20 protein-coding genes are annotated in these 19236 nt (G+C 73.2%); 10 read left to right on the plus strand and 10 right to left on the minus strand.

Annotated features, from left to right (window positions below):
• Positions 1-17: 17 nt before the first annotated feature.
• The 5 genes from ACS04_RS07670 (at position 18) to ACS04_RS07690 (ending at position 5152) form a co-directional block, all read left to right on the plus strand.
• The gene (locus ACS04_RS07670; RefSeq protein WP_048475769.1) at positions 18-296 is read left to right on the plus strand and encodes a MoaD/ThiS family protein; all 279 of its coding nucleotides are present in this window, start codon (positions 18-20) and stop codon (positions 294-296) included.
• A 382-nt stretch (positions 297-678) separates the two neighbouring features.
• Positions 679-882, plus strand: coding sequence for a cold-shock protein (locus ACS04_RS07675; RefSeq protein ID WP_005315736.1), 204 nt, complete (start codon positions 679-681; stop codon positions 880-882).
• A gap of 395 nt (positions 883-1277) precedes the next feature.
• The gene (gene groL / locus ACS04_RS07680) at positions 1278-2900 is read left to right on the plus strand and encodes a chaperonin GroEL (RefSeq protein WP_048475770.1); all 1623 of its coding nucleotides are present in this window, start codon (positions 1278-1280) and stop codon (positions 2898-2900) included.
• Between the two features lie 175 nt (positions 2901-3075).
• Positions 3076-3675 carry a phosphoribosylanthranilate isomerase gene (locus tag ACS04_RS07685; RefSeq protein ID WP_048475771.1) on the plus strand — a complete coding sequence of 200 codons (600 nt, stop codon included), beginning with the start codon at positions 3076-3078 and terminating at the stop codon, positions 3673-3675.
• A gap of 73 nt (positions 3676-3748) precedes the next feature.
• On the plus strand, positions 3749-5152 hold the full coding sequence (locus tag ACS04_RS07690; protein ID WP_048475772.1) for an outer membrane protein assembly factor BamB family protein: 1404 nt from the start codon (positions 3749-3751) through the stop codon (positions 5150-5152).
• Between the two features lie 38 nt (positions 5153-5190).
• Here the strand turns inward: ACS04_RS07690 and ACS04_RS07695 are convergent, their stop codons facing one another.
• The 6 genes from ACS04_RS07695 to ACS04_RS07720 form a co-directional block, all read right to left on the minus strand.
• Positions 5191-5604, minus strand: a complete 414-nt coding sequence (locus ACS04_RS07695) for a PIN domain-containing protein (RefSeq protein ID WP_048475773.1) — start codon at positions 5602-5604, stop codon at positions 5191-5193.
• Positions 5601-5873 carry a hypothetical protein gene (locus ACS04_RS07700; protein WP_048475774.1) on the minus strand — a complete coding sequence of 91 codons (273 nt, stop codon included), beginning with the start codon at positions 5871-5873 and terminating at the stop codon, positions 5601-5603. The genes ACS04_RS07695 and ACS04_RS07700 overlap by 4 nt, the downstream gene beginning before the upstream one ends.
• 142 nt (positions 5874-6015) lie before the next feature.
• Positions 6016-6651 carry a GNAT family N-acetyltransferase gene (locus ACS04_RS07705; protein ID WP_048475775.1) on the minus strand — a complete coding sequence of 212 codons (636 nt, stop codon included), beginning with the start codon at positions 6649-6651 and terminating at the stop codon, positions 6016-6018.
• A gap of 22 nt (positions 6652-6673) precedes the next feature.
• Entirely contained in the window at positions 6674-8161 is a 1488-nt protein-coding gene (locus ACS04_RS07710) for a PTS transporter subunit EIIC (protein ID WP_048475776.1), read from the minus strand.
• A 58-nt stretch (positions 8162-8219) separates the two neighbouring features.
• Positions 8220-9182 (minus strand): N-acetylmuramic acid 6-phosphate etherase, encoded by a 963-nt coding sequence (gene murQ / locus ACS04_RS07715; RefSeq protein ID WP_048475777.1) that lies wholly within the window; start codon positions 9180-9182, stop codon positions 8220-8222.
• Positions 9179-10174 carry a MurR/RpiR family transcriptional regulator gene (locus ACS04_RS07720; protein ID WP_048475778.1) on the minus strand — a complete coding sequence of 332 codons (996 nt, stop codon included), beginning with the start codon at positions 10172-10174 and terminating at the stop codon, positions 9179-9181. Before ACS04_RS07720 ends, murQ begins: the two co-directional genes overlap by 4 nt.
• 103 nt (positions 10175-10277) lie before the next feature.
• Between ACS04_RS07720 and ACS04_RS07725 the strand changes: the two genes are divergently transcribed.
• Positions 10278-10655, plus strand: a complete 378-nt coding sequence (locus ACS04_RS07725; protein ID WP_048475779.1) for a hypothetical protein — start codon at positions 10278-10280, stop codon at positions 10653-10655.
• 7 nt (positions 10656-10662) lie between these two features.
• On the plus strand, positions 10663-10932 hold the full coding sequence (locus ACS04_RS07730) for a DUF4031 domain-containing protein (protein WP_048475780.1): 270 nt from the start codon (positions 10663-10665) through the stop codon (positions 10930-10932).
• Between the two features lie 16 nt (positions 10933-10948).
• On the opposite strand, the gene ACS04_RS07735 is transcribed toward ACS04_RS07730, so the two are convergent.
• Together ACS04_RS07735 and ACS04_RS07740 are read right to left on the minus strand one after the other, a co-directional pair.
• Positions 10949-12172, minus strand: a complete 1224-nt coding sequence (locus tag ACS04_RS07735) for a Cmx/CmrA family chloramphenicol efflux MFS transporter (RefSeq protein ID WP_048475818.1) — start codon at positions 12170-12172, stop codon at positions 10949-10951.
• A gap of 68 nt (positions 12173-12240) precedes the next feature.
• Positions 12241-12957, minus strand: coding sequence for an HD domain-containing protein (locus tag ACS04_RS07740; RefSeq protein WP_342449396.1), 717 nt, complete (start codon positions 12955-12957; stop codon positions 12241-12243).
• A 212-nt stretch (positions 12958-13169) separates the two neighbouring features.
• On the opposite strand from ACS04_RS07740, the gene ACS04_RS07745 reads away from it, so the two are divergent.
• The gene (locus ACS04_RS07745) at positions 13170-13874 is read left to right on the plus strand and encodes a copper homeostasis protein CutC (RefSeq protein WP_048475782.1); all 705 of its coding nucleotides are present in this window, start codon (positions 13170-13172) and stop codon (positions 13872-13874) included.
• A gap of 88 nt (positions 13875-13962) precedes the next feature.
• Here the strand turns inward: ACS04_RS07745 and ACS04_RS07750 are convergent, their stop codons facing one another.
• Positions 13963-16047, minus strand: a complete 2085-nt coding sequence (locus ACS04_RS07750; RefSeq protein ID WP_048475819.1) for a HelD family protein — start codon at positions 16045-16047, stop codon at positions 13963-13965.
• Between the two features lie 337 nt (positions 16048-16384).
• On the opposite strand from ACS04_RS07750, the gene ACS04_RS07755 reads away from it, so the two are divergent.
• Both ACS04_RS07755 and ACS04_RS07760 read left to right on the plus strand, forming a co-directional pair.
• A complete protein-coding gene (locus ACS04_RS07755) occupies positions 16385-16570 on the plus strand; it encodes a hypothetical protein (protein ID WP_030858490.1) in 186 nt (61 codons plus the stop codon).
• Between the two features lie 71 nt (positions 16571-16641).
• On the plus strand, positions 16642-17568 hold the full coding sequence (locus tag ACS04_RS07760) for a glycosyltransferase family 87 protein (RefSeq protein WP_053080721.1): 927 nt from the start codon (positions 16642-16644) through the stop codon (positions 17566-17568).
• On the opposite strand, the gene ACS04_RS07765 is transcribed toward ACS04_RS07760, so the two are convergent.
• The gene (locus ACS04_RS07765; RefSeq protein ID WP_048475783.1) at positions 17522-19177 is read right to left on the minus strand and encodes a DNA repair helicase XPB; all 1656 of its coding nucleotides are present in this window, start codon (positions 19175-19177) and stop codon (positions 17522-17524) included. The genes ACS04_RS07760 and ACS04_RS07765 overlap by 47 nt on opposite strands.
• Positions 19178-19236 lie beyond the last annotated feature (59 nt).

Raw genomic sequence — 19236 nt, forward strand, 5'->3', positions numbered from 1 at the left:
GGAAAGGCAGTAGCGCCATGAGCGTCAACGTCCGCATCCCCACCATCCTGCGCACCTACACCGGCGGCCAGGCCGAGGTCTCGGCCGAGGGCGCGACCCTCTCCGAGGTCATCGCCTCCCTGGAGGCGAACCACCCGGGCATCGCCGCCCGCGTCCTGGACGACCAGGGCAAGCTGCGCCGCTTCGTGAACGTCTACGTCAACGACGACGACGTGCGCTTCGAGGGCGGTCTGGACGCGGTGACGCCGGACGGCGCGGGCGTTTCGATCATCCCCGCCGTCGCGGGCGGCTGCTGACACGCGAAAGCCAGAATTACCCCCTCCGGTAAAAGCGGAGGGGGTAATTCTGCTTGATTGGGCGCGGTAGAGTTGGGGAAGTCCCCTCCGCTGTTCTTGCCCGCCGCATATGAGCGGGTCGCGTGATGGTTGACATTGAGTCAATGTCCGAGTGCGGTATGCGGCTTTGGCGAGATATGCCGGGTCCGAGTTGCCCGAGAATATGCCAAATTTTCACTCTATTTCAATGTATCCCCGTGTCCAGATTTCTCGTCGGATTGACCTGTTGCAGACAGCAGCGGTGCAGATACATTCAGCCCCGGTCGAGGCGTTCCGGCGCAAGTTCTGACCCGGGACCGCGAAGTGCGGTCCTGCGCAAGGGCCAGTAATAGGGGAGTTAGGCATGGCTCAGGGCACCGTCAAGTGGTTCAACGCGGAGAAGGGCTACGGCTTCATCGCGGTCGACGGTGGTGCGGATGTGTTCGTCCACTACAGCGCCATCCAGATGGACGGGTACCGCACCCTTGAAGAGGGTCAGCGGGTCGAGTTCGAGATCTCGCAGGGCCAGAAGGGTCCGCAGGCGGACATGGTCAAGCTCGCCGTCTAGTCCCGGCGCGATCGACCACCGACGCATACACACGAAGGGCCCGCACCTCAGAGGAGGGGTACGGGCCCTTCGTGCTGCCCGGCCGCGGGGCGGGCGTTCGCCCGGGGCGCCCCGCGCCCGCGTGCGCCCGACCGCCGCCCGACCGCCGCCCCGGCGGGGCTTCGTCCAAGCCGCTTGCACTCGGAGGGGTCGAGTGCTAATCATTGGCGTTAGCACTCTCCGGTTGAGAGTGCTACTACACGGGACCGGGTCGGTGAGGCCCGCAGGGTCCGGCGGGAAGGAACCGCCGGGCACGCAGGCCGTCCGTCGCGGGCGCGGGCGCGGTCCGGAGCAATCCAACCCTCCCCTCGTACCGACGGTGCAGGGGGAACCCCAGTCCTGGAGGACCACTTCAGATGGCCAAGATCATTGCGTTCGACGAGGAGGCCCGGCGCGGTCTCGAGCGCGGGATGAACCAGCTCGCCGACGCCGTCAAGGTCACCCTTGGCCCCAAGGGTCGCAACGTCGTCCTTGAGAAGAAGTGGGGCGCCCCCACGATCACCAACGATGGCGTCTCCATCGCCAAGGAGATCGAGCTCGAGGACCCGTACGAGAAGATCGGCGCCGAGCTGGTCAAGGAAGTCGCCAAGAAGACGGACGACGTCGCGGGCGACGGTACGACCACCGCCACCGTGCTCGCCCAGGCGCTCGTCCGCGAGGGCCTGCGCAACGTGGCCGCCGGCGCCAACCCGATGGCCCTCAAGCGCGGTATCGAGAAGGCCGTCGAGGCCGTCTCCGGCGCCCTGCTCGAGCAGGCGAAGGATGTCGAGACCAAGGAGCAGATCGCTTCCACGGCCTCCATCTCCGCCGCCGACACCCAGATCGGCGAGCTCATCGCCGAGGCCATGGACAAGGTCGGCAAGGAAGGCGTCATCACCGTCGAGGAGTCCCAGACCTTCGGTCTGGAGCTCGAGCTCACCGAGGGCATGCGCTTCGACAAGGGCTACATCTCGGCGTACTTCGCCACCGACATGGAGCGTATGGAGGCGTCGCTCGACGACCCGTACATCCTGATCGTCAACTCGAAGATCGGCTCGGTCAAGGACCTGCTGCCGCTCCTCGAGAAGGTCATGCAGTCCGGCAAGCCGCTGCTGATCATCGCCGAGGACGTCGAGGGCGAGGCCCTGTCGACCCTGGTCGTCAACAAGATCCGCGGCACCTTCAAGTCCGTCGCCGTCAAGGCCCCGGGCTTCGGCGACCGCCGCAAGGCCATGCTCGGTGACATCGCCATCCTCACGGGCGGCACGGTCATCTCCGAGGAGGTCGGCCTCAAGCTGGAGAACGCGGGCCTGGACCTGCTCGGCCGCGCCCGCAAGGTCGTCATCACCAAGGACGAGACCACGATCGTCGACGGTGCGGGTGACAGCGACCAGGTTCAGGGTCGCGTCAACCAGATCCGCGCCGAGATCGAGAACTCCGACTCGGACTACGACCGCGAGAAGCTCCAGGAGCGCCTCGCGAAGCTGGCCGGCGGCGTGGCCGTCATCAAGGCCGGCGCCGCGACCGAGGTGGAGCTCAAGGAGCGCAAGCACCGCATCGAGGACGCCGTTCGCAACGCGAAGGCGGCCGTCGAGGAGGGCATCGTCGCCGGTGGTGGCGTGGCCCTGCTCCAGGCCTCCGCGGTCTTCGAGAAGCTCGAGCTCTCGGGTGACGAGGCGACCGGCGCCAACGCCGTGAAGCTCGCCCTGGAGGCCCCGCTCAAGCAGATCGCCGTCAACGGTGGTCTTGAGGGTGGCGTCGTCGTGGAGAAGGTCCGCAACCTGACCGTCGGCTGGGGCCTCAACGCCGCCACCGGCGAGTACGTGGACATGATCGCCGAGGGCATCATCGACCCGGCGAAGGTCACCCGTTCCGCGCTGCAGAACGCGGCGTCGATCGCGGCCCTCTTCCTCACCACCGAGGCCGTCATCGCCGACAAGCCCGAGAAGGCCGGCGCCCCGGCCGGCGGCGGCATGCCGGGCGGTGACATGGACTTCTGATCGACCGCGGCTCCGGCCGCAGCCGATCGGCTGTTCTCACGACCGAGGGCGGCACTCCCGTACAGGGGGTGCCGCCCTCGGGCGTTACGCGGCACCGTACCCGGGGGTGAGGGCGGCCGCGCCCGGGGGGCGAGACGGATCACCATCGGGCGGGGCGGTTTGGTTGACTGGGGGCATGAGCGAGCTGTTCGTGAAGATCTGCGGCCTGAAGACCGGCCACGACGTCGGTGCGGCCGTGGACGCCGGCGCCGATGCCGTCGGGTTCGTCTTCGCGCCGGGAAGTCCCCGTACCGTCGACGCCGCCACCGCGCGGGCGCTCGCCGCGGGGGTGCCGGACTCGGTGCTCACCGTCGGGGTGTTCCGGGGGCAGCCGGTCGAGGAGGTGCGGCGCTTCGCCGAGGAGAGCGGCGTACGGGGCGTGCAGCTCCACGGGGACGAGGGCCCGGAGTTCTACGAGGCGCTGCGCGCCGGGGGCCGGACCCTGCTGCGGGCCACCGCGGAGCACGTGAAGCGCTGCGGGGAGTACGGTGAGGACCTGCTGCTGCTCGACGCGCCCGACCCCGGCTCCGGCAAGCCGTGGAACTGGGGCTCGGCGGAGTTCGCCGCGCCGGAGGGCCGCTGGCTGCTGGCCGGGGGGCTGACGCCCGGGAACGTGCGCGAAGCCGTCGCGACCACCGGCGCCTGGGGCGTGGACGTGTCGAGCGGGGTGGAGCGCGAGCGCGGCGTGAAGGACCCCGCCCTGATCCGCTCCTTCATCGAGGCCGCCCGCGGCTGACCCTTCCGGTCGGAGGCTCGCGCCCCGGGCCCGCGGCCCGTCGCGGATAGGCTGCGGGCCGGGGAAGGGGATCATGGACACGCCACCGCCGCTCGTGGAGCGGCTCCGGGACCACGTACGCCTCGCCGCGGCCTGCGCGTTCGGCGCGGTCGCGGCGCTGTACGCCGTCCTGTCCGTGAAGTTGACCGTCGTGGACATGACCGACGGCGTGTGCGATTTCGGCGGCTGCCCGCGCGGACTGGGGCCGCTGGTGGGGTGGACGCTGCTCGCCGGGTCGGCCGCGGGCGGACTGTGGTGGTCGGTGGTGAAGGGCCGGGCGTACGGGTCCGGCGTCGGCCGGAGCGCGGCGGTCGCCGTCGCGCTGGTCGCCCTGTGGCCCGCCTGGCTCGGCTTCTCGTGGCTGCGCGGCCCGCACATGGACCTCTTCTCGTACCAGGCCCCGCTGGGCCGGGCCGCCGGGAAGCCGCTCGGCTCCTGGGCGGGGGACCCGGCCGCGGGCTCCGTGGTCCGGGTTCGCGCGGACGGCGTGACCGGCTACGACGGCGAGGGCCGCCACGGCTGGAGCCTGCCCGCCCCGGCCGGAGGCGAGGTCTGCGTGATGAGTGCGCAGGCCCCCTCCGGCACCGGCCTGCTCACCATGGCCACGGCGGGGAGCGGCTGCGGAAACCGCCTCGTCGCCGTGGACGTCGCCTCGGGCAAACAGCGCTGGACCAGGGAGCTCCCGAAGCTCGTCGGCAAGCCGTCCGCGGGCGGCTCGCTGGCGGTGGCCGCGACGGCGGACTCCGTACTCGCTCACGACCTGGCCACCGGCGCCGAGCTGTGGCGGTCCCCGCTGCCGCCCGGCGCGACGGCCGTGGAGGTCACCGTCGGCCCCGAGCGGGTCCTGCTCCTGGCCCGGACCGACCGGGGGGTCGAGTTGTTCGCGCTCGGCGCCCGCACCGGCGCCCTCGCCTGGCGGTTCCCGATGCCGGTCGGGTACGAGTACCCGCGCATCGTGTCGGCCTCCCCGGCCGCGGCGGTCGGGGACGGGCGGCTGCTGGTGTTCGACGAGCAGGGGCGGGTGCGCGCCGAGTCGCGGGAGCCGTACGTCCCGACCACGGGCGGGACGGAGTGGCTGGTCGCGGACGACGTGCTGTTCGCGTCGGTTCCGGAACGGGAGGAGGCGGAGGTCCTGGCGGCCTTCTCCCTGAAGGACGGCCGCCACCTGTGGACCCGTGCGTTCGAGCACGACTGGCGGGTCCGCGCCCTGGCCGCCGACGGCCGCGCCGGCGGCCGGATCGCCGTGGTCACGGAGGGCGCGTACACCCACCTCTGGCACCTCGACCCGCGCACCGGGAACCCGGACGGAGAGTCGACGGTCCTGCGGGGGCTGCGGCTGGGCGAGTCGTTCGCCCTCCACGGCAGGACGTTCGTCAACCTCGACGACGACGGCCGCCTCCCGCCCCTCTTCGACGTGGCCCCGACGACCGGCTGGTGAGTCCGGGGCCGTGATGAGCACCGCCCCGGGGGTGGTGGTCAGACCTTGACCGCGGCGAGGCGTTTGCCGCAGAGGGCCGTCAGGTCCTCCGGGTCGGAGGTCAGGACGGTGACCGGCCCGGGCGCCGCGAGCGCGGTGGCGGCGAGCATGGCGTCGATGGCGTGCTTGTGCCCGTGCAGGCCTGCTTCGCGCAGCAGATCGGTGGCGTGGTGGGCGATCTCCTCCGTGACGGGTTCGACCACCACGCGGGACAGCGCCCACTTCAGTGCCGGCACGTTGATCTGGGGGTGGATCACTTCGACGAGGGTGGCCGTGCTGGTGATGACGCGCACGTCGTCGGCAAGGGCGAGGGCGAGCCACCGCGTGATCACGCGGTCCCGCAGTACGGCCTTGGCGAGTCCCTCGCTGTCGAGCACGAGCGTGCCGCCCGGTGTCGCCGCCTGACGGGTCATGAGGCTTTCCTCTCGGGCTCGCTGTCGGCGCTCTGCGCGGCGCGGGCTCGCCGCTGGATCTCGCGCGTCGCCTCGATCTCTTCCTCGGTGATGGGCCCGTGCTCCGCCTCGGCGACGGCGATGAGCTCGGCGAGGTTGTCGCGCTCGATCTGGCGGGCCACGGCGGCGGTGACGTAGGCGGACAGGCCCGAGGGGCCGCTGCGGGCGCGAGCGGCCTCGGCGACGTCGCGGGGCATCGAGATCGAGTACTTCTGGGTGGGCTCGCTCATGCCACCCATGCTACTTCCGATGCCACCGCCGTATCCGGCGTGTGGGGTGGGGGAATACATGTGCATAGGTTGATGGCATATGCGGGCCCGAGGGGCATCCAGCGGCGTGCGTTAGCTCGATGGTGTGATCATGCGGTGAGCTTCAAGCGGGGACCGGGCCGTCCGTGCTCAGGCGGGCGTGGAGGTGTTCGTCGTGCCATCCGTCCGCGTGGAGCAGGGCGCCGCGCATGGTGCCCTCCAGGGGGAAGCCGGCCTTCTCCGCCACACGGCAGGAAGCCGGGTTGGCCACGGAGTGGGTGATCCGCAGGCGGTGCAGGCCGAGGCCGTCGAAGGCCCAGCTGCTGACCCGGGCCGTGGCCCCGGCCATGACACCGGTGCCGCGGCCCGCGGGCAGCAGCCAGTACAGGATCTCCCCGCTGCCGCCCGGGAGATCGAGGTCGGCCACGCCGATCAGCCCGACGGGCAGGCCCCCGCCGCTCGGGGCCACCGCCCAGACCGCGGCCGCCTCGGCGTGCCAGCGCTCCTGCCAGCGCGCGATCCGTTCCTCCGCCCCGGCCGGGGTCGGCACCGGTGTGCGGTTCCAGTGGCGGATCTCCGGGTCGTGGCAGGACTCGACCAGCGCGGGGGCGTCGTACGGGGTCCACGGCCGCAGGTGGAACGGGCCCGGGAGGTCCAGGACCGGCTGGGGGCGGCCCGCCATCCGGCCCGGCGGGACCACCGGGGGGAGGGCGGGGGCGGGAACGGTTCCGGCGGGCGCGGTGGCGGCGGGCGTCTGCATCCGGGAAGTCTTCCCGGTCGTTCTAGATCTCCGCCAGGGAGGGCTCCGTGGCCGCCGGTGGGGCGGCGGCCGGGGTCGGGGCCTGGTCGGTGTCGAGGTCGGTCAGCATCTGGCGCGTGAAGCCGAAGAAGTACGTGGCGACGAAGCCGGCCAGGTAGCCGGTCAGCAGCCCGCCCGCGTAGATCGCCAGGTTCGGGCCGAGTCCCGACGGGCCGTCCAGCAGCGGGAACAGGGCCCAGCCGGACGGGCCGATGGCGGTGGCGCCGAAGGGGGCGCCGAGCTGGTTGAAGAGCCCGATGAACGCCCCGCCCGCCGCGCCGCCCACGCAGGCGGTGACGAAGGGGCGCCCGAGCGGGAGGGAGACCCCGTAGATCAGCGGCTCGCCGACGCCCAGGAAGCCTGCCGGGAGCGCGGATTTGATGGTGGTGCGCAGGGAGCGGTTGTGCGGCACCCGGCAGTAGACCGCGAGCGCCGCGCCGACCTGGCCCGCGCCCGCCATGGCGAGGATCGGCAGGAGGGCGGTGTGGCCGGTCTGCTCGATGAGGGTGGTGTGGATCGGGATCAGCGCCTGGTGCAGGCCCAGCATCACCAGCGGCAGGAACAGGCCGCCGAGGACCAGCCCGGCGAAGGCCCCGCCGGCGGAGAGCAGCCAGGTGGCGGCGGAGCCGATGGCGGTGGCGACCTCCCCGGCGAGGAACATCAGGCCGAAGATCGTCACCAGCCCGGAGACCAGCACGGTGAGGGTGGGGGTGACCAGCGCGTCCACCGACTCCGGTACCCACCGGCGGCACAGCCGCTCCACGTGGACGGCGAGGAAGGCGGCGGCCAGGGCCCCGAGGACCCCGCCCTGCCCAGGGGAGAGGTGCTGGCCGAAGGCGTCGATCTTGGTGACGCCCGGGAAGACGATGATCGCGGCGACGGCCCCGCCCAGGATCGGCGTACCGCCGAACTCCTTGGCCGTGTTGTAGCCGACGAAGACCGCGATCAGCGACATGAACCCGGAGGCGATCGCGGCGAGCGCCGGGACGACGGTGGGCAGCCAGCCGGTGTTGAGCAGCACGCCGTTCAGGCCCGCGATGATGCCGCAGCCGATGAGCGCGGGGATCAGCGGGACGAAGATGTTCGCGATCCGGCGCAGGAACAGCTTCACCGGCGTGCTGTTGCGGGCCCGCTGCGCCTCCTTCAACGCGGCGCCCTGGGCGGCGAGTTCCCCGGCGGTGACCGGCGTGCGCGGGAGATGACCGGCAGCGCGGCCCTCCTCGACGAGCGCCTCGAACTCCGGGGTCACCCGGGCGACCGTCCCCGGGCCCAGCACGATCTGGTACGTCTCGTCCTCGACGACGCCCAGGACCGCGGGCAGCGCCCGCAGGGCCTCGTCGTCGACGAGCGAGCGGTCGTGGAGCGCGATGCGCAGGCGGGTCATGCAGTGCGCGATCGAGCTGATGTTGTCCGGGCCGCCGACCAGGGGGAGGATCGCGGCGGCTGTGGCGCGGTTCTTGTCAGTGGACATGTGGTGATCGCCTTGCGTCGGGGAAACGGGGCAGTCAGCAGGTCAGCAGGTCAGCAGGTCAAGGAGTCCGATTCGAGGCCGGCGCCGGAGCCGGCGCCGGGGTCATCGCCAGGGCCTCGCGGAGGTGGCCGTGCGCGGCCGTGAGCAGTTCGGCCGCCGCCGAGCCGTCCACGCCGCCGAGCAGTACGAGCACGGCCTGCTTGACCTCGCCGCCCGCGGCGTCGAGCGCGGCCTCGATCTCCTCGTCCGGCGCCCCGGTGGCCAGCGCGACGATCCGGCGGGAGCGGGCGCGCAGCTTCTCGTTGGAGGCGCGCAGGTCGACCATCAGGTTCCCGTACGTCTTGCCGAGCCGGATCATGGTGATCGTCGAGATCAGGTTCAGTACGAGCTTTTGCGCGGTACCGGCCTTCAGCCGGGTGGACCCGGTCAGCAGCTCGGGCCCGGTGACCACCTCGATGCCGTGTTCGGCGGCGGCGGCCAGCGCCGAGCCGGCGTTGCAGGACAGGCCGACCGTGAGCGCGCCGCGCGTACGGGCGTACTCGACGGCGCCGATCGCGTACGGGGTGCGGCCGGAGGCGGAGACGCCGACGACGGTGTCCTGCGGTCCGATCCCCAGGGCGGTGAGGTCCTCGGCGGCCAGCTCCTTCGAGTCCTCGGCGCCCTCGACGGACCGGACCACGGCCCCGGGCCCGCCCGCGATCAGGCCTACGACCTGCGCCGGGTCGGTGTTGAAGGTGGGTGGGCACTCGCTGGCGTCCAGTACGCCCATCCGGCCGGCCGTGCCGGCGCCCGCGTACACGAGCCGCCCGCCGCGGGCCATCCGCGGCGCGATGGCGTCGATCGCGGCGGCGATGCGCGGCAGCTGCGCGGCGACGGCGGCCGGGACGGTGGCGTCCTCGGCGTTCATGGTCCGGGCGATGTCGAGGGTGGACTGCCGGTCGATCTCGGCGAGTTCGGGCCGGAAGGCTTCGGTGGTCAGGGTGTCGAGCTGGGCGCGGAGCGCGGTGTACGAGCCGGTCATGGGCGGGGGCTCCTGGCGGATCGGCGGGGGGCGAGGGCCTCGTGGGAGGCGGCGAGCGCGGGTGCGGCGGTCTCGTACGTCTGCTGCGCGACGGCGACGAACAGGCAGTCGACGACGAGGAGTTGGCTGGTCCGGCTGGACATGGCGGCCGGGCGCAGCCGGGTCTCGCGGGCGGCGGAGGTGGCCAGTACGAGGTCGGCGCAGTGGGTGACGGGGGCGTGCGGGCGGCCGGTGAGCGCGATGGTGGTGGCGCCGCGTTCGAAGGCCGTGCGGAGGGGGTCGATCACGTCGCCGGTGGCGCCGGAGTGGGTGATCGCGACGGCGGCGTCGCCGGGGCGCAGCTGGACGGCGCCGGTGACGGCCAGGTGGGGGTCGCCGTGCGCGTGGGCGACGAGGCCGATGCGCAGCAGCTTCTGGGCGAGGTCCTGGGCGACGAGGGCGGAGGCACCGACGCCGTAGATGTCGATCCGGCGGGCGGTCGCGAGCGCGGTGGCGGCGGCGGCGAGCGCGGTGAGGTCGAGTCCGGCGGCGGTGTCGGCGAGGGTCTGGGCCTCCTCGTGGGCCAGCTTCGCGACGACGTCGGCGATCGGGTCGTCGACGGCTATGTCGGCGGTGACGACGGGGGCCGAGCCGGTCTCCTGCCGCGCGGCGAGCGCGGCGAGGGCCAGGCGCAGGTCGCGGTAGCCGGGGTAGCCGAGGAGGCGGGCGGTGCGGACGACGGTGGCCTCGCTGGTGCCGGTGCGGGCGGCGAGTGCGCTGACGGTGAGGCGGGAGCAGCCGGCCGGGTCGGCGGCGACGGTTTCGGCGACGGCCTGGACGGAGCGGGTCATGGAGGGGCCGAGGCTGCGGACGCGGGCGCGCAGCGGGACGGCGTCCGGGACCGCCCCGGAGGGGGTGCCGGGGGTGGGGCCCGGGGCGGTGCCGGGGGCGGCTGCCGGGTCGGCGCCCGCGCCACCTCCCTCGCTGAAAGTTACTTTCGGGTCCTTGCTCATCTCTGAAATCTATTTTCGGCCGGGGTGGGGGTCAAGGCACCATTCGGGCACCGGTACGGGAACGACCTTCACCACTTGGGCCGTACGGGTTCACAATGGGCGCATGGACCACGCGACCCCCCTGGAACAGGCGCTGCACGCCGCCCGCGCCCTCGTCCTCGCCGATCTCGTCGCGGGCGAGGTCGCGGAGGCCGATGTCGTCTCCCTCGTCGAGGACTCGGTCACGCACCGCCGGTGGTGGGTGGAGCAGTGGCCGGAAGGGGTCGGCTACCTCGCCGGACTCGTCGCCCAGGACGTACAGGACGCGCTGCTGGAGAAGTACGGGCGCTGGCCGCTGTGCCCGGTCTGCTCGCACGGCGATCCGCACGCGCTGGACGTGGAGCCGGAGTTGGGGCCCGATCCGCACTGGGTGTGCGCGAAGGCCGGAGTGAAGGTCGCCGCGGTAGGCGGCCTCGCGCCCGTGTTCGGCGCCGGCCGGTGAGCGGCCGGTGACGCTCTACATCGACCCGCCGACCTGGCCGGGCCACGGCCGCATGTGGTCCCACCTGGTCAGCGACGTCTCGTACGAGGAACTGCACGCCTTCGCCGCGTCGATCGGCTGCCCGGCGAAGGCGTTCGAGCGGGACCACTACGACGTGCCCTCGCACCGCTACGCGGACGCGGTCGCCGCGGGCGCGGTGGAGGTCGGCAGCAAGGAACTGGTCCGCCGCCTGACGGCCGCGGGCCTGCGCCGCCCGAAGGGGCGCCCGGCGGCGTAAGGGCAGGGGGCCCGGGTCAGTGCGCGGCCGAGTCCGCGGTGGCCGGGGCGGCCTGCGGGGCGGAGGACGCGATCACCCGGGTCGGCGGCTGCGGGGTGCGGGTGTGCAGGCGCAGGGCGATCGCGCCCAGGGCGATGGCCGTCACCGTCATCGCGGCGCCCGCCCACGCGGTGGCGGCGAAGCCGCGGCCCGCGTCGATGACCGCGCCGCCGAGCCAGGGTCCGCCCGTGTTGCCCAGGTTGAACGCGGCCGTCGTGGTGGCTCCGGCCAGGGTCGGGGCAGCGCCCGCCACGTTGAACATGCGGGCGTTGAGCGCCGGCGCCGTGGCGAAGGCCGAGACTCCGATCAGGAACGACAGGCCGACGGCCGCCACCGCCGAGGAGGCGAACAGGGCCAGCGCGAGGAGGAAGACCGTGGACGCGGTGATGCCCCACAGCATCACGCCGAACAAGTGCGCGTCGGCGATCCGCCCGCCGATCGTCGCGCCGACGAGCGCGCCGACGCCGAACAGCGCGAGCACCCACGGCACCCAGCCGGCGTCGAGTCCGGCGACCTCCGTCAGCAGCGGCGACAGGTAGCTGAAGGCGCAGAAGACGCCGCCCGCGGCCAGCGCCGTCACGCCGATCGACAGCCACACCTGGCGGTCGCGGTAGATGCGCAGCTCGCGCGCGAGGGTCGGCCGTACGGCGGGCCGCGGGATGTCCGGGATCAGCGCGAGGATGCCGACGAGGGCGACCGCCGAGGCCGCGCCGACCGACCAGAACGCGGACCGCCAGCCCAGGTTCTCGCCGAGGAAGGCTCCGGCGGGGACGCCGAGGACGTTGGCGACGGAGAGGCCGCCGATCATGACGGCCATGGCCCGGGCCCGCTGGTCCTTGTCCACCATCGCGATGGCGACGGCCGCGCCGACCGCCCAGAATCCGGCGCAGGCGAGGGCGGAGACGACGCGGGAGGCGAAGAGGAGCTCGTACGAGGGGGCCAGCGCGCCCGCCACCTGCCCGAGGCCGAAGAGGCTGATGAGGGCGATGAGGGTGGTGCGGCGAGGGAGCCGCAGGGTGGCCACCGCCAGCAGCGGCGCCCCGACGACCATGCCGATCGCGAAGGCCGATATGAGCAGGCCGGCCTGCGGGATGGTGACGTCCATGTCCTGCGCGATGGGTGGCAGCAGCCCCGAAAGCATGAACTCGCTGGTCCCGAGCGCGAAGACGGACAGTCCGAGGACGTAGACGGCGACGGGCATGCGCGAGCGGCCTGCGGCCGGAGGTGTGGCGGAGGGCATGCTCTGCACAAACCGCCGCGAACGGGATCTCATTCCCGGGCGGCGGGATCGCTGCCCGGTCCGGCGCCCGTGTCGGTGGTCGGGCCGGTGCCCGGGCCGGTGGTCGGGCCGGTGCTCAGGTCGGCGAGTTCGGCGGCCAGGTTGCGGCGGGCCGGGGCCTCCCAGTGCGCGGCGCCGTACGGGGTGCGGAAGAGGCGGGGGAGGCCTAGCAGCTGGCGCAGTACGGCGGCCCGGCCGCTGCGGAAGGCCTCCTCGGGGACGAACCCGTACTCGGCGCGGACGGCGCCGACGTACGCCGCGTACGCGTCGGGCCCGCCCGCGAGCACCGCCAGGTCGGCGTCGCAGAGCGCCTCGCCGTTGGTGTCTCCGGGGGCGGGGTCGTGGGTGACGGTGAGCCGGACCAGCCGGGCGACCTCGGCGGTGCGGGCCGCGTCGATGCCGAGCTCGGGCAGGGCGCGCTCGGCGAGGGCGGCGCTGCGCTCCTCGTTCTCGGAGCGGTCGGGGCGGTAGACGGCGTCGTGGAACCAGGCGGCGAGCTCGACGGCGGCGGGGTCGGCGGCGTACGCGGCCAGTACGTCGATCCGCGCGAGTACGTCGGCCAGGTGCGCGGTGGTGTGGTAGCGGCGCTGGGGCTCCGCCCAGGCGGCGAGGAGGCGGTCGGCGTACGGGTCGGGGTCGCGGTCGGCGGCGGCGCCGGCCGCGGCGGTGGTCGCGTGCCAGCGGGCGCGGAGCGTGGCGGTGTCCATCCGGTCATCCATTCGGGTCGTCCATCCGGTCGGCCGGACGGTCGTCCATCCGGTCGTCCCTCCGGGCGTCCGTACGGTCGCCCGTAGGGGTCCATGCGCACATTGTGCGGGTGGCGTGATTGTGCTGGTGGAGGGTGGGCGGCGGCCCGTACTCTGGATATTGGACTAGACCTATTTTGCATACCAGCAGCTTTCCGGAGGAGTGGGGCCCAATGAGCAACCGTGCAGTCCTGGAGGTGATCGCCCTCGACGCGCAGGACGCGGTCGCGGCCCGGGCGGGTGGGGCGGACCGCCTCGAACTGGTCACCGACATGGCCGCCGACGGGCTCACCCCGCCGCGCGAGACCTTCGCGGCGATCAGGGCGGCGGTCGACATCCCGCTGCGCGTGATGCTCCGTACGGCCGACGGCTTCTCGGCGGGCTCGGCCGCGGACCAGGAAATGCTGGCCGCGCGGGCCCGGGCGCTGCGGGCGGAGGGGGCGGACGAGTTCGTCCTCGGGTTCCTGGACGCGGACGGCTCCCCGGACCTGGCCGCGATCGAGGCGGTCGTGGCCGAGCTGGGCGGCTGCAAATGGACCTTCCACCGGGCCATCGACCGGGCCGCGGACCGGGACCAGCTGCGCAAGGCGCTCGCGGAGCTGCCGGAGTCCGCGGCGCCGGACACGTACCTGACGGCGGGGTCGGCGGCCGGCGTGGACGCCGGGCTGCCGGTGCTGCTCGCGGAGGCGGCGCGCCGCGGTGAGCCGGGGTACACCGCGCAGATCCTGGTGGGCGGCGGGCTGGCGCTGTCGCACCTGCCGGAGCTGCTGGCGGCGGGGATCGACGCGTTCCACATCGGCGGCGCGGCCCGCCCCGACGGCTGGACGGCGCCGGTCTCGGCAGCGGCCGTGGCCGACTGGCGCGCGGCCCTGTCCTGACGCCGGGCCGGAGGACGCAGCCGTCCTCCGGCCCGATCCGCGAGACGACTCGGATCCGTCACACGGGCCTCAGGATCCGCGACACGCCTCAGACCAGTTCGGCCGGCAGCGGGTCCGCGTGCAGCAGCGTCAGGCCCGACACCGCTCGGGTGAGGCACACGTACAGGCGGCGCAGGCCCGTCCGCTCGTCGGGCTCGCCCGACACGATCGCCGCGGGCTCGTCCAGGACCACGTAGTCGTACTCCAGGCCCTTCGCCAGCGAGGCCGGCACGAGGGTCAGGCGCGAGAACGCCGTCGTCTCCTCGCCGGGGGAGAGGTACGCCATCCCCGCCTCCTCCAGCGCCCGCGCCAGCTCCGGGACCCGGGCGTCCGCCGCGATCAGGCCGATCGAGCCCTCGTGGCGGAGCGAGTCGCGGCAGGCACCGACCACGGCGGCGGTCAGCTCCGACGGCTCCACCGCCGGCGCCACGACCAGCGATCCCGGCGTCTCGCGCACCGAGGAGACCGGAGCCAGCCCCGGCGAGATCGACGGCAGCAGCCGCGAGGCGTACGCGATCACCTCGCGCGGTACGCGGAAGCCCGCCGTCAGCTCCTCCAGCACCGCCTCCGCCTTGCCGAGGTGGGAGAGGGCCTCGTCCCAGCTGCGCGTGGCCCACGGGGTGGTGCCCTGCGCGAGGTCGCCGAGCACCGTCGCCGAGCCGGTCGTACAGCGCCGCCCCACCGCCCGGTACTGCATCGGCGACAGGTCCTGGGCCTCGTCGAGGACGACGTGGCCCAGCGAGTGCGTGCGCTCCACCAGGTCGGCCGCCTCGTCGATCAGCACCAGGTCGGCGGCCGACCACTTCGCCGACTTCACGCTGCGGAACGGCTTCGCCCACAGCAGCAGCGCCTGCTCCTCCTCCGAGAGCACCCCCGCCGCGTGCTCCGCCAGGAACCGCGCGTCCGACAGCAGGCGCAGCACCAGCTTGGCCGGTTCCACGGCCGGCCACATCGCCTTGACCGCCGCCTTCACGGCGGCGCTCCGGGCCACCGCGTCCTGGACGCGGTCGTCGGGGGCCTCGCCCGCCTGCTCCATCCGTACGAGCACGGTGTGCGCGATCCGCTGCGGCAGTGCGTCGCGGGCGGCGCCGTAGCGGATGTCGCGGTCCTGGAGCTCGGCGACGATCTCCTCCAGCTCGTACGCCGGCACCCGCCACCGGCGCGAACCGCGCACCACCATCAGCGGCTCGGCGGGCGGGGTGACGTGCGAGCGGACGGCGCGGCGCAGCACTTCCGCCATGCGGGCGTCGCCCTTGACGACGGCGGTGGCGGCGGTGTCGGCGCCGCGGATCTCCAGGCCGTCGCGGGCGACGAGGTCCTCGACGGTGGCCTGCTTGACCTCCAGCTCGCCCAGGGCCGGCAGGACCTGCTCGATGTAGTGGAGGAAGGAACGGTTCGGCCCGATGACGAGCGTGCCGGTGCGGGCGAGCCGCTCGCGGTGCGCGTACAGCAGGTAGGCGACGCGGTGCAGGCCGACGGCCGTCTTTCCGGTGCCCGGGCCGCCCTGCACGCAGACGGAACCGGACAGGCCGGAGCGGACGATCTCGTCCTGCTCCGGCTGGATCGTCGCGACGATGTCGCGCATGGGGCCCACGCGCGGCCGCTCGATCTCCTGCTGGAGCAGCTTGCTGACGGCGGCCGCCTCGGAGGGATCGGAGAGGTGCTCGTCCTCGTACGCGGTGAGCTCGCCGCCGGTGTAGCCGAAGCGGCGGCGCAGGGCGATGTCCTGCGGGTCGTTCTTGGAGGCCCGGTAGAAGGGCTGGGAGACGGGCGCGCGCCAGTCGATGACCATGGGGTCGCCGTCGGCGTCGTGGACGTGGCGGCGGCCGATGTAGAACTGCTCGCCCTCCGCGCCCTCGGCGAGTTCGGCGCCGGGTGCGTGCAGGTAGTTGAGGCGGCCGAAGAAGAGCGGGGTGTGCGCGAGGTCGGCGAGGGCCTTGATCCGGTCGTCGATCTGGGCCTGGAGGACGATCGCGTTGACCCAGTTCGCGGTGACGTCGCGGATGTCCAGGGCCTCGACGTCCTCGCGCATGGCGCGGAGCGCGGCGCGGGAGGCGGTGAGGTGGGCCTGCTCGCGGGCGAGGGGGTGGGCGGCGGCGCCGGAGTCGCCGTCGTTGGCGCCGTCGTCGTCGATGCCGGTCTCGGGGGCGTGCGCGGACACGGAAATGCCTCCAGCTGCTGATCGGTACGGAACGGAGCCCGCCGGTTTCCGGCCGGAGGGCGGCTCTCCCCGAAACGGCGGCGGGAGGCGGCAAGAGCGGAGATTGTAGTCAGCGGGCGGACGCGGCGCGAATGGATTTAGCGGCGGGAAGTCCGGCGGAGGGGTGGGACCGTCCGGGGTAGTACCTGGGAGTGTCAGACCTCAGGCAGGCCACTAGGGGGCGGCATGAGCCGGCAGGAGTAGGCGCGAGGGCCTGGGGTTCCACCCGCAGACCGATGTGCGATCCGGGAAAGGAACGCACCATGGATACATGAGCACCGCAACCTTCACCCCGATCCGGGGCGGCCGCCCTAGCGGCGCCACCGCCACCTCCGACTCCCGCCCCCGCCACCTGGTGGGCAACGCCCTGCGCGCCGCGAAGGTCTTCGCCTCCGCCGCCGTGAGCGTGGTCGTCCTGGGCGAGTACGCCGAGGACGCCGGCGTCATACGCCGCTGACCACCGCGGCCCCTGCTCCGCCTGGCCGGATAGCGGCGGGGCGGCCGTGGTGATCCACTAGGGTCACGCGCGTGACCCGGAGTCTCCCTTCCAGCCCGCCGACGTCGCCCCTGGTCGGCGTACTGGTCACGGGCCCGCTCCTCGCGCTCGGCGTGCTGTGCGTCGTGGTGCGGATCCCGATCGCCGACGGCCTCGCCTCCGGTTTCAGCGCCGGTTTCAGCGCCGCCGAATGGCGGCCTCCCGCCGCGTACCCGCCGTTCGCGGCGATCATGTTCACCCCGGCCGCCTGGCTGCCCTCCGGGGTGCTCAAGGCCGTCTTCGTGCTCGGCAACGCGGTCCTGCTCGCGCTGCTGATCCGGATGTCCTGCCGCCTCGCGGGACTGCCGGTCCGGCCCGGGCCCGTCCTGGCCGCCACCATCGCCGGGCTCTGGGTGGAGCCGCTGTTCCAGAGCCTGCTCGCCGGGCAGATCAACCTGGCGCTGGCCTGCCTGGTCCTGTGGGACCTGCGCCGGCCCCGCGCGGCCCTCGGCAAGGGCTTCGCGCTGGGCACCGCCGCCGGGATCTCCCTGACCCCGGCGCTGCTGATCCCGTACCTGCTGCTGACCGGGCGGGTGCGGGCCGCCCTGACCGCGCTGGGAGCCTTCGCCGGTACTGCCCTGCTCGGCCTGCTGGTCCTCCCGCAGGCCTCCGCCGAGTTCTGGGACCGGCACCTGCCCGCCCCGGGCCGGGCCCTGCTGCCGCACTGGCCGCACCTGTGGGTCTGGGCGGTTCCGCTGCTCGCGCTCCTGGCCCGGGCTGCGGCCCGCCGCCGCCCGAAGCCCCCGCCGGACCTGGTCCCGGTCCCCATCCCCGTCCGAAGGGCGCCCCTCGGACAGCAGGACGTCCGCGTCGTCGAAGATCCCCGGTCAGGCGGCCACGGCGGGTGGCCGGTCGGTCCGTCCGGGCGGCCGGTCAGTCCGCCGGTCCGTCGGACGTCCGGAGTTCGTCGGCGTCCATGATGCGGTAGGCGTAGCCCTGTTCGGCCAGGAAGCGCTGGCGGTGCGCCGCGAAGTCCTGGTCGATCGTGTCGCGGGCGACGACCGAGTAGAACCGCGCCTCATGGCCGTCCGCCTTCGGGCGCAGGACGCGGCCGAGGCGCTGGGCCTCCTCCTGGCGGGAGCCGAACGTACCGGAGACCTGGATCGCGACCGTGGCCTCCGGCAGGTCGATCGAGAAGTTCGCGACCTTCGACACCACCAGCACGCTGATCTCGCCCTCACGGAACGCGCCGAAGAGCTTCTCGCGCTGCGCGTTGGACGTCTCGCCCTTGATGACGGGCGCGTCCAGGTGCTCGCCGAGTTCGTCGAGCTGGTCGATGTACTGCCCGATGACCAGCGTCTGCTCGCCCTTGTGCTTGGCGACGAGCGCCTCCGTCACCTTCCGCTTCGTCGCCGTGGTCGCGCAGAAGCGGTACTTCTCCTCCGTCTCGGCGGTCGCGTACGCCAGCCGCTCGCTCTCGGTCAGGTTCACCCGGACCTCGACGCAGTCGGCCGGCGCGATGTAGCCCTGCGCCTCGATCTCCTTCCACGGCGCGTCGAAGCGCTTGGGGCCGATCAGCGAGAACACGTCCGACTCGCGGCCGTCCTCGCGCACCAGCGTCGCGGTCAGGCCCAGGCGCCGCCGCGCCTGGAGGTCGGCGGTGAACTTGAACACCGGCGCGGGCAGCAGGTGCACCTCGTCGTAGAGGATCAGGCCCCAGTCCCGGGAGTCGAACAGCTCCAGGTGCGGGTAGACGCCCTTCCGCTTCGTCGTCAGGACCTGGTACGTGGCGATGGTGACCGGCCGGATCTCCTTGCGGGTGCCGGAGTACTCGCCGATCTCCTCCTCCGTGAGCGAGGTCCGCTTGACCAGCTCGTGCTTCCACTGGCGGGCCGAGACGGTGTTCGTGACCAGGATCAGGGTCGTCGCCTTGGCCTTCGCCATGGCCCCGGCCCCGACCAGCGTCTTTCCGGCGCCGCAGGGCAGGACGACCACGCCCGAGCCGCCGTGCCAGAAGCCCTCGACGGCCTGCTGCTGGTACGGGCGCAGCGCCCAGCCGTTCTCCTCCAGCTCGATCGGGTGCGCCTCGCCGTCGACGTACCCGGCGAGGTCCTCGGCCGGCCAGCCCAGCTTCAGCAGGGTCTGCTTGATCTGCCCGCGCTCGGAGGGGTGCACGGCGACGGTGTCGGGGTCGAGCCTGGCCCCGACGAGCGGGGCGACCTTCTTCGAACGCAGGATCTCCTCCAGCACGGGCCGGTCGGTGCTGGTCAGGACCAGCCCGTGCACGGGGTGCTTGGAGAGGGTGAGGCGGCCGTAGCGCGCCATGGTCTCGGCGACGTCGACGAGCAGCGCGTGCGGGACGGGGTAGCGGGAGAACTCGACGAGCGCGTCGACGACCTGCTCGGCGTCGTGCCCGGCGGCCCGCGCGTTCCACAGGCCGAGCGGGGTGATCCGGTACGTGTGGATGTGCTCGGGGGCCCGCTCCAGCTCGGCGAAGGGCGCGATGGCCCGCCGCGCCGCGCCGGCGAGCTCGTGGTCGACCTCGAGAAGCAGTGTTTTGTCGCTCTGGACGATGAGAGGCCCGTTCACAAACGTCCCTTTCCTGCGTGGGGTGGCCGCCCGAACGCGGACGGCCAAACCTCCAGTCT

This window comes from Streptomyces roseus (assembly GCF_001044425.1).
Classification (GTDB): Bacteria; Actinomycetota; Actinomycetes; order Streptomycetales; family Streptomycetaceae; genus Streptomyces; species Streptomyces roseus.

Excerpts from the sequence above, each read along its gene's own strand:
- ACS04_RS07685 (WP_048475771.1), top strand. The coding sequence starts at position 3,076 with ATGAGCGAGCTGTTCGTGAAGATCTGCGGCCTGAAGACCGGCCACGAC.
- ACS04_RS07720 (WP_048475778.1), bottom strand. The coding sequence starts at position 10,174 with ATGAGCAAGGACCCGAAAGTAACTTTCAGCGAGGGAGGTGGCGCGGGC.
- ACS04_RS07700 (WP_048475774.1), bottom strand. The coding sequence starts at position 5,873 with ATGAGCGAGCCCACCCAGAAGTACTCGATCTCGATGCCCCGCGACGTC.
- ACS04_RS07735 (WP_048475818.1), bottom strand. The coding sequence starts at position 12,172 with ATGCCCGTCGCCGTCTACGTCCTCGGACTGTCCGTCTTCGCGCTCGGG.
- ACS04_RS07725 (WP_048475779.1), top strand. The coding sequence starts at position 10,278 with ATGGACCACGCGACCCCCCTGGAACAGGCGCTGCACGCCGCCCGCGCC.
- ACS04_RS07705 (WP_048475775.1), bottom strand. The coding sequence starts at position 6,651 with ATGCAGACGCCCGCCGCCACCGCGCCCGCCGGAACCGTTCCCGCCCCC.
- ACS04_RS07675 (WP_005315736.1), top strand. The coding sequence starts at position 679 with ATGGCTCAGGGCACCGTCAAGTGGTTCAACGCGGAGAAGGGCTACGGC.
- ACS04_RS07690 (WP_048475772.1), top strand. The coding sequence starts at position 3,749 with ATGGACACGCCACCGCCGCTCGTGGAGCGGCTCCGGGACCACGTACGC.
- ACS04_RS07755 (WP_030858490.1), top strand. The coding sequence starts at position 16,385 with ATGAGCACCGCAACCTTCACCCCGATCCGGGGCGGCCGCCCTAGCGGC.
- ACS04_RS07710 (WP_048475776.1), bottom strand. The coding sequence starts at position 8,161 with ATGTCCACTGACAAGAACCGCGCCACAGCCGCCGCGATCCTCCCCCTG.
- ACS04_RS07695 (WP_048475773.1), bottom strand. The coding sequence starts at position 5,604 with ATGACCCGTCAGGCGGCGACACCGGGCGGCACGCTCGTGCTCGACAGC.
- ACS04_RS07745 (WP_048475782.1), top strand. The coding sequence starts at position 13,170 with ATGAGCAACCGTGCAGTCCTGGAGGTGATCGCCCTCGACGCGCAGGAC.
- murQ (WP_048475777.1), bottom strand. The coding sequence starts at position 9,182 with ATGACCGGCTCGTACACCGCGCTCCGCGCCCAGCTCGACACCCTGACC.
- groL (WP_048475770.1), top strand. The coding sequence starts at position 1,278 with ATGGCCAAGATCATTGCGTTCGACGAGGAGGCCCGGCGCGGTCTCGAG.
- ACS04_RS07740 (WP_342449396.1), bottom strand. The coding sequence starts at position 12,957 with ATGGACACCGCCACGCTCCGCGCCCGCTGGCACGCGACCACCGCCGCG.
- ACS04_RS07670 (WP_048475769.1), top strand. The coding sequence starts at position 18 with ATGAGCGTCAACGTCCGCATCCCCACCATCCTGCGCACCTACACCGGC.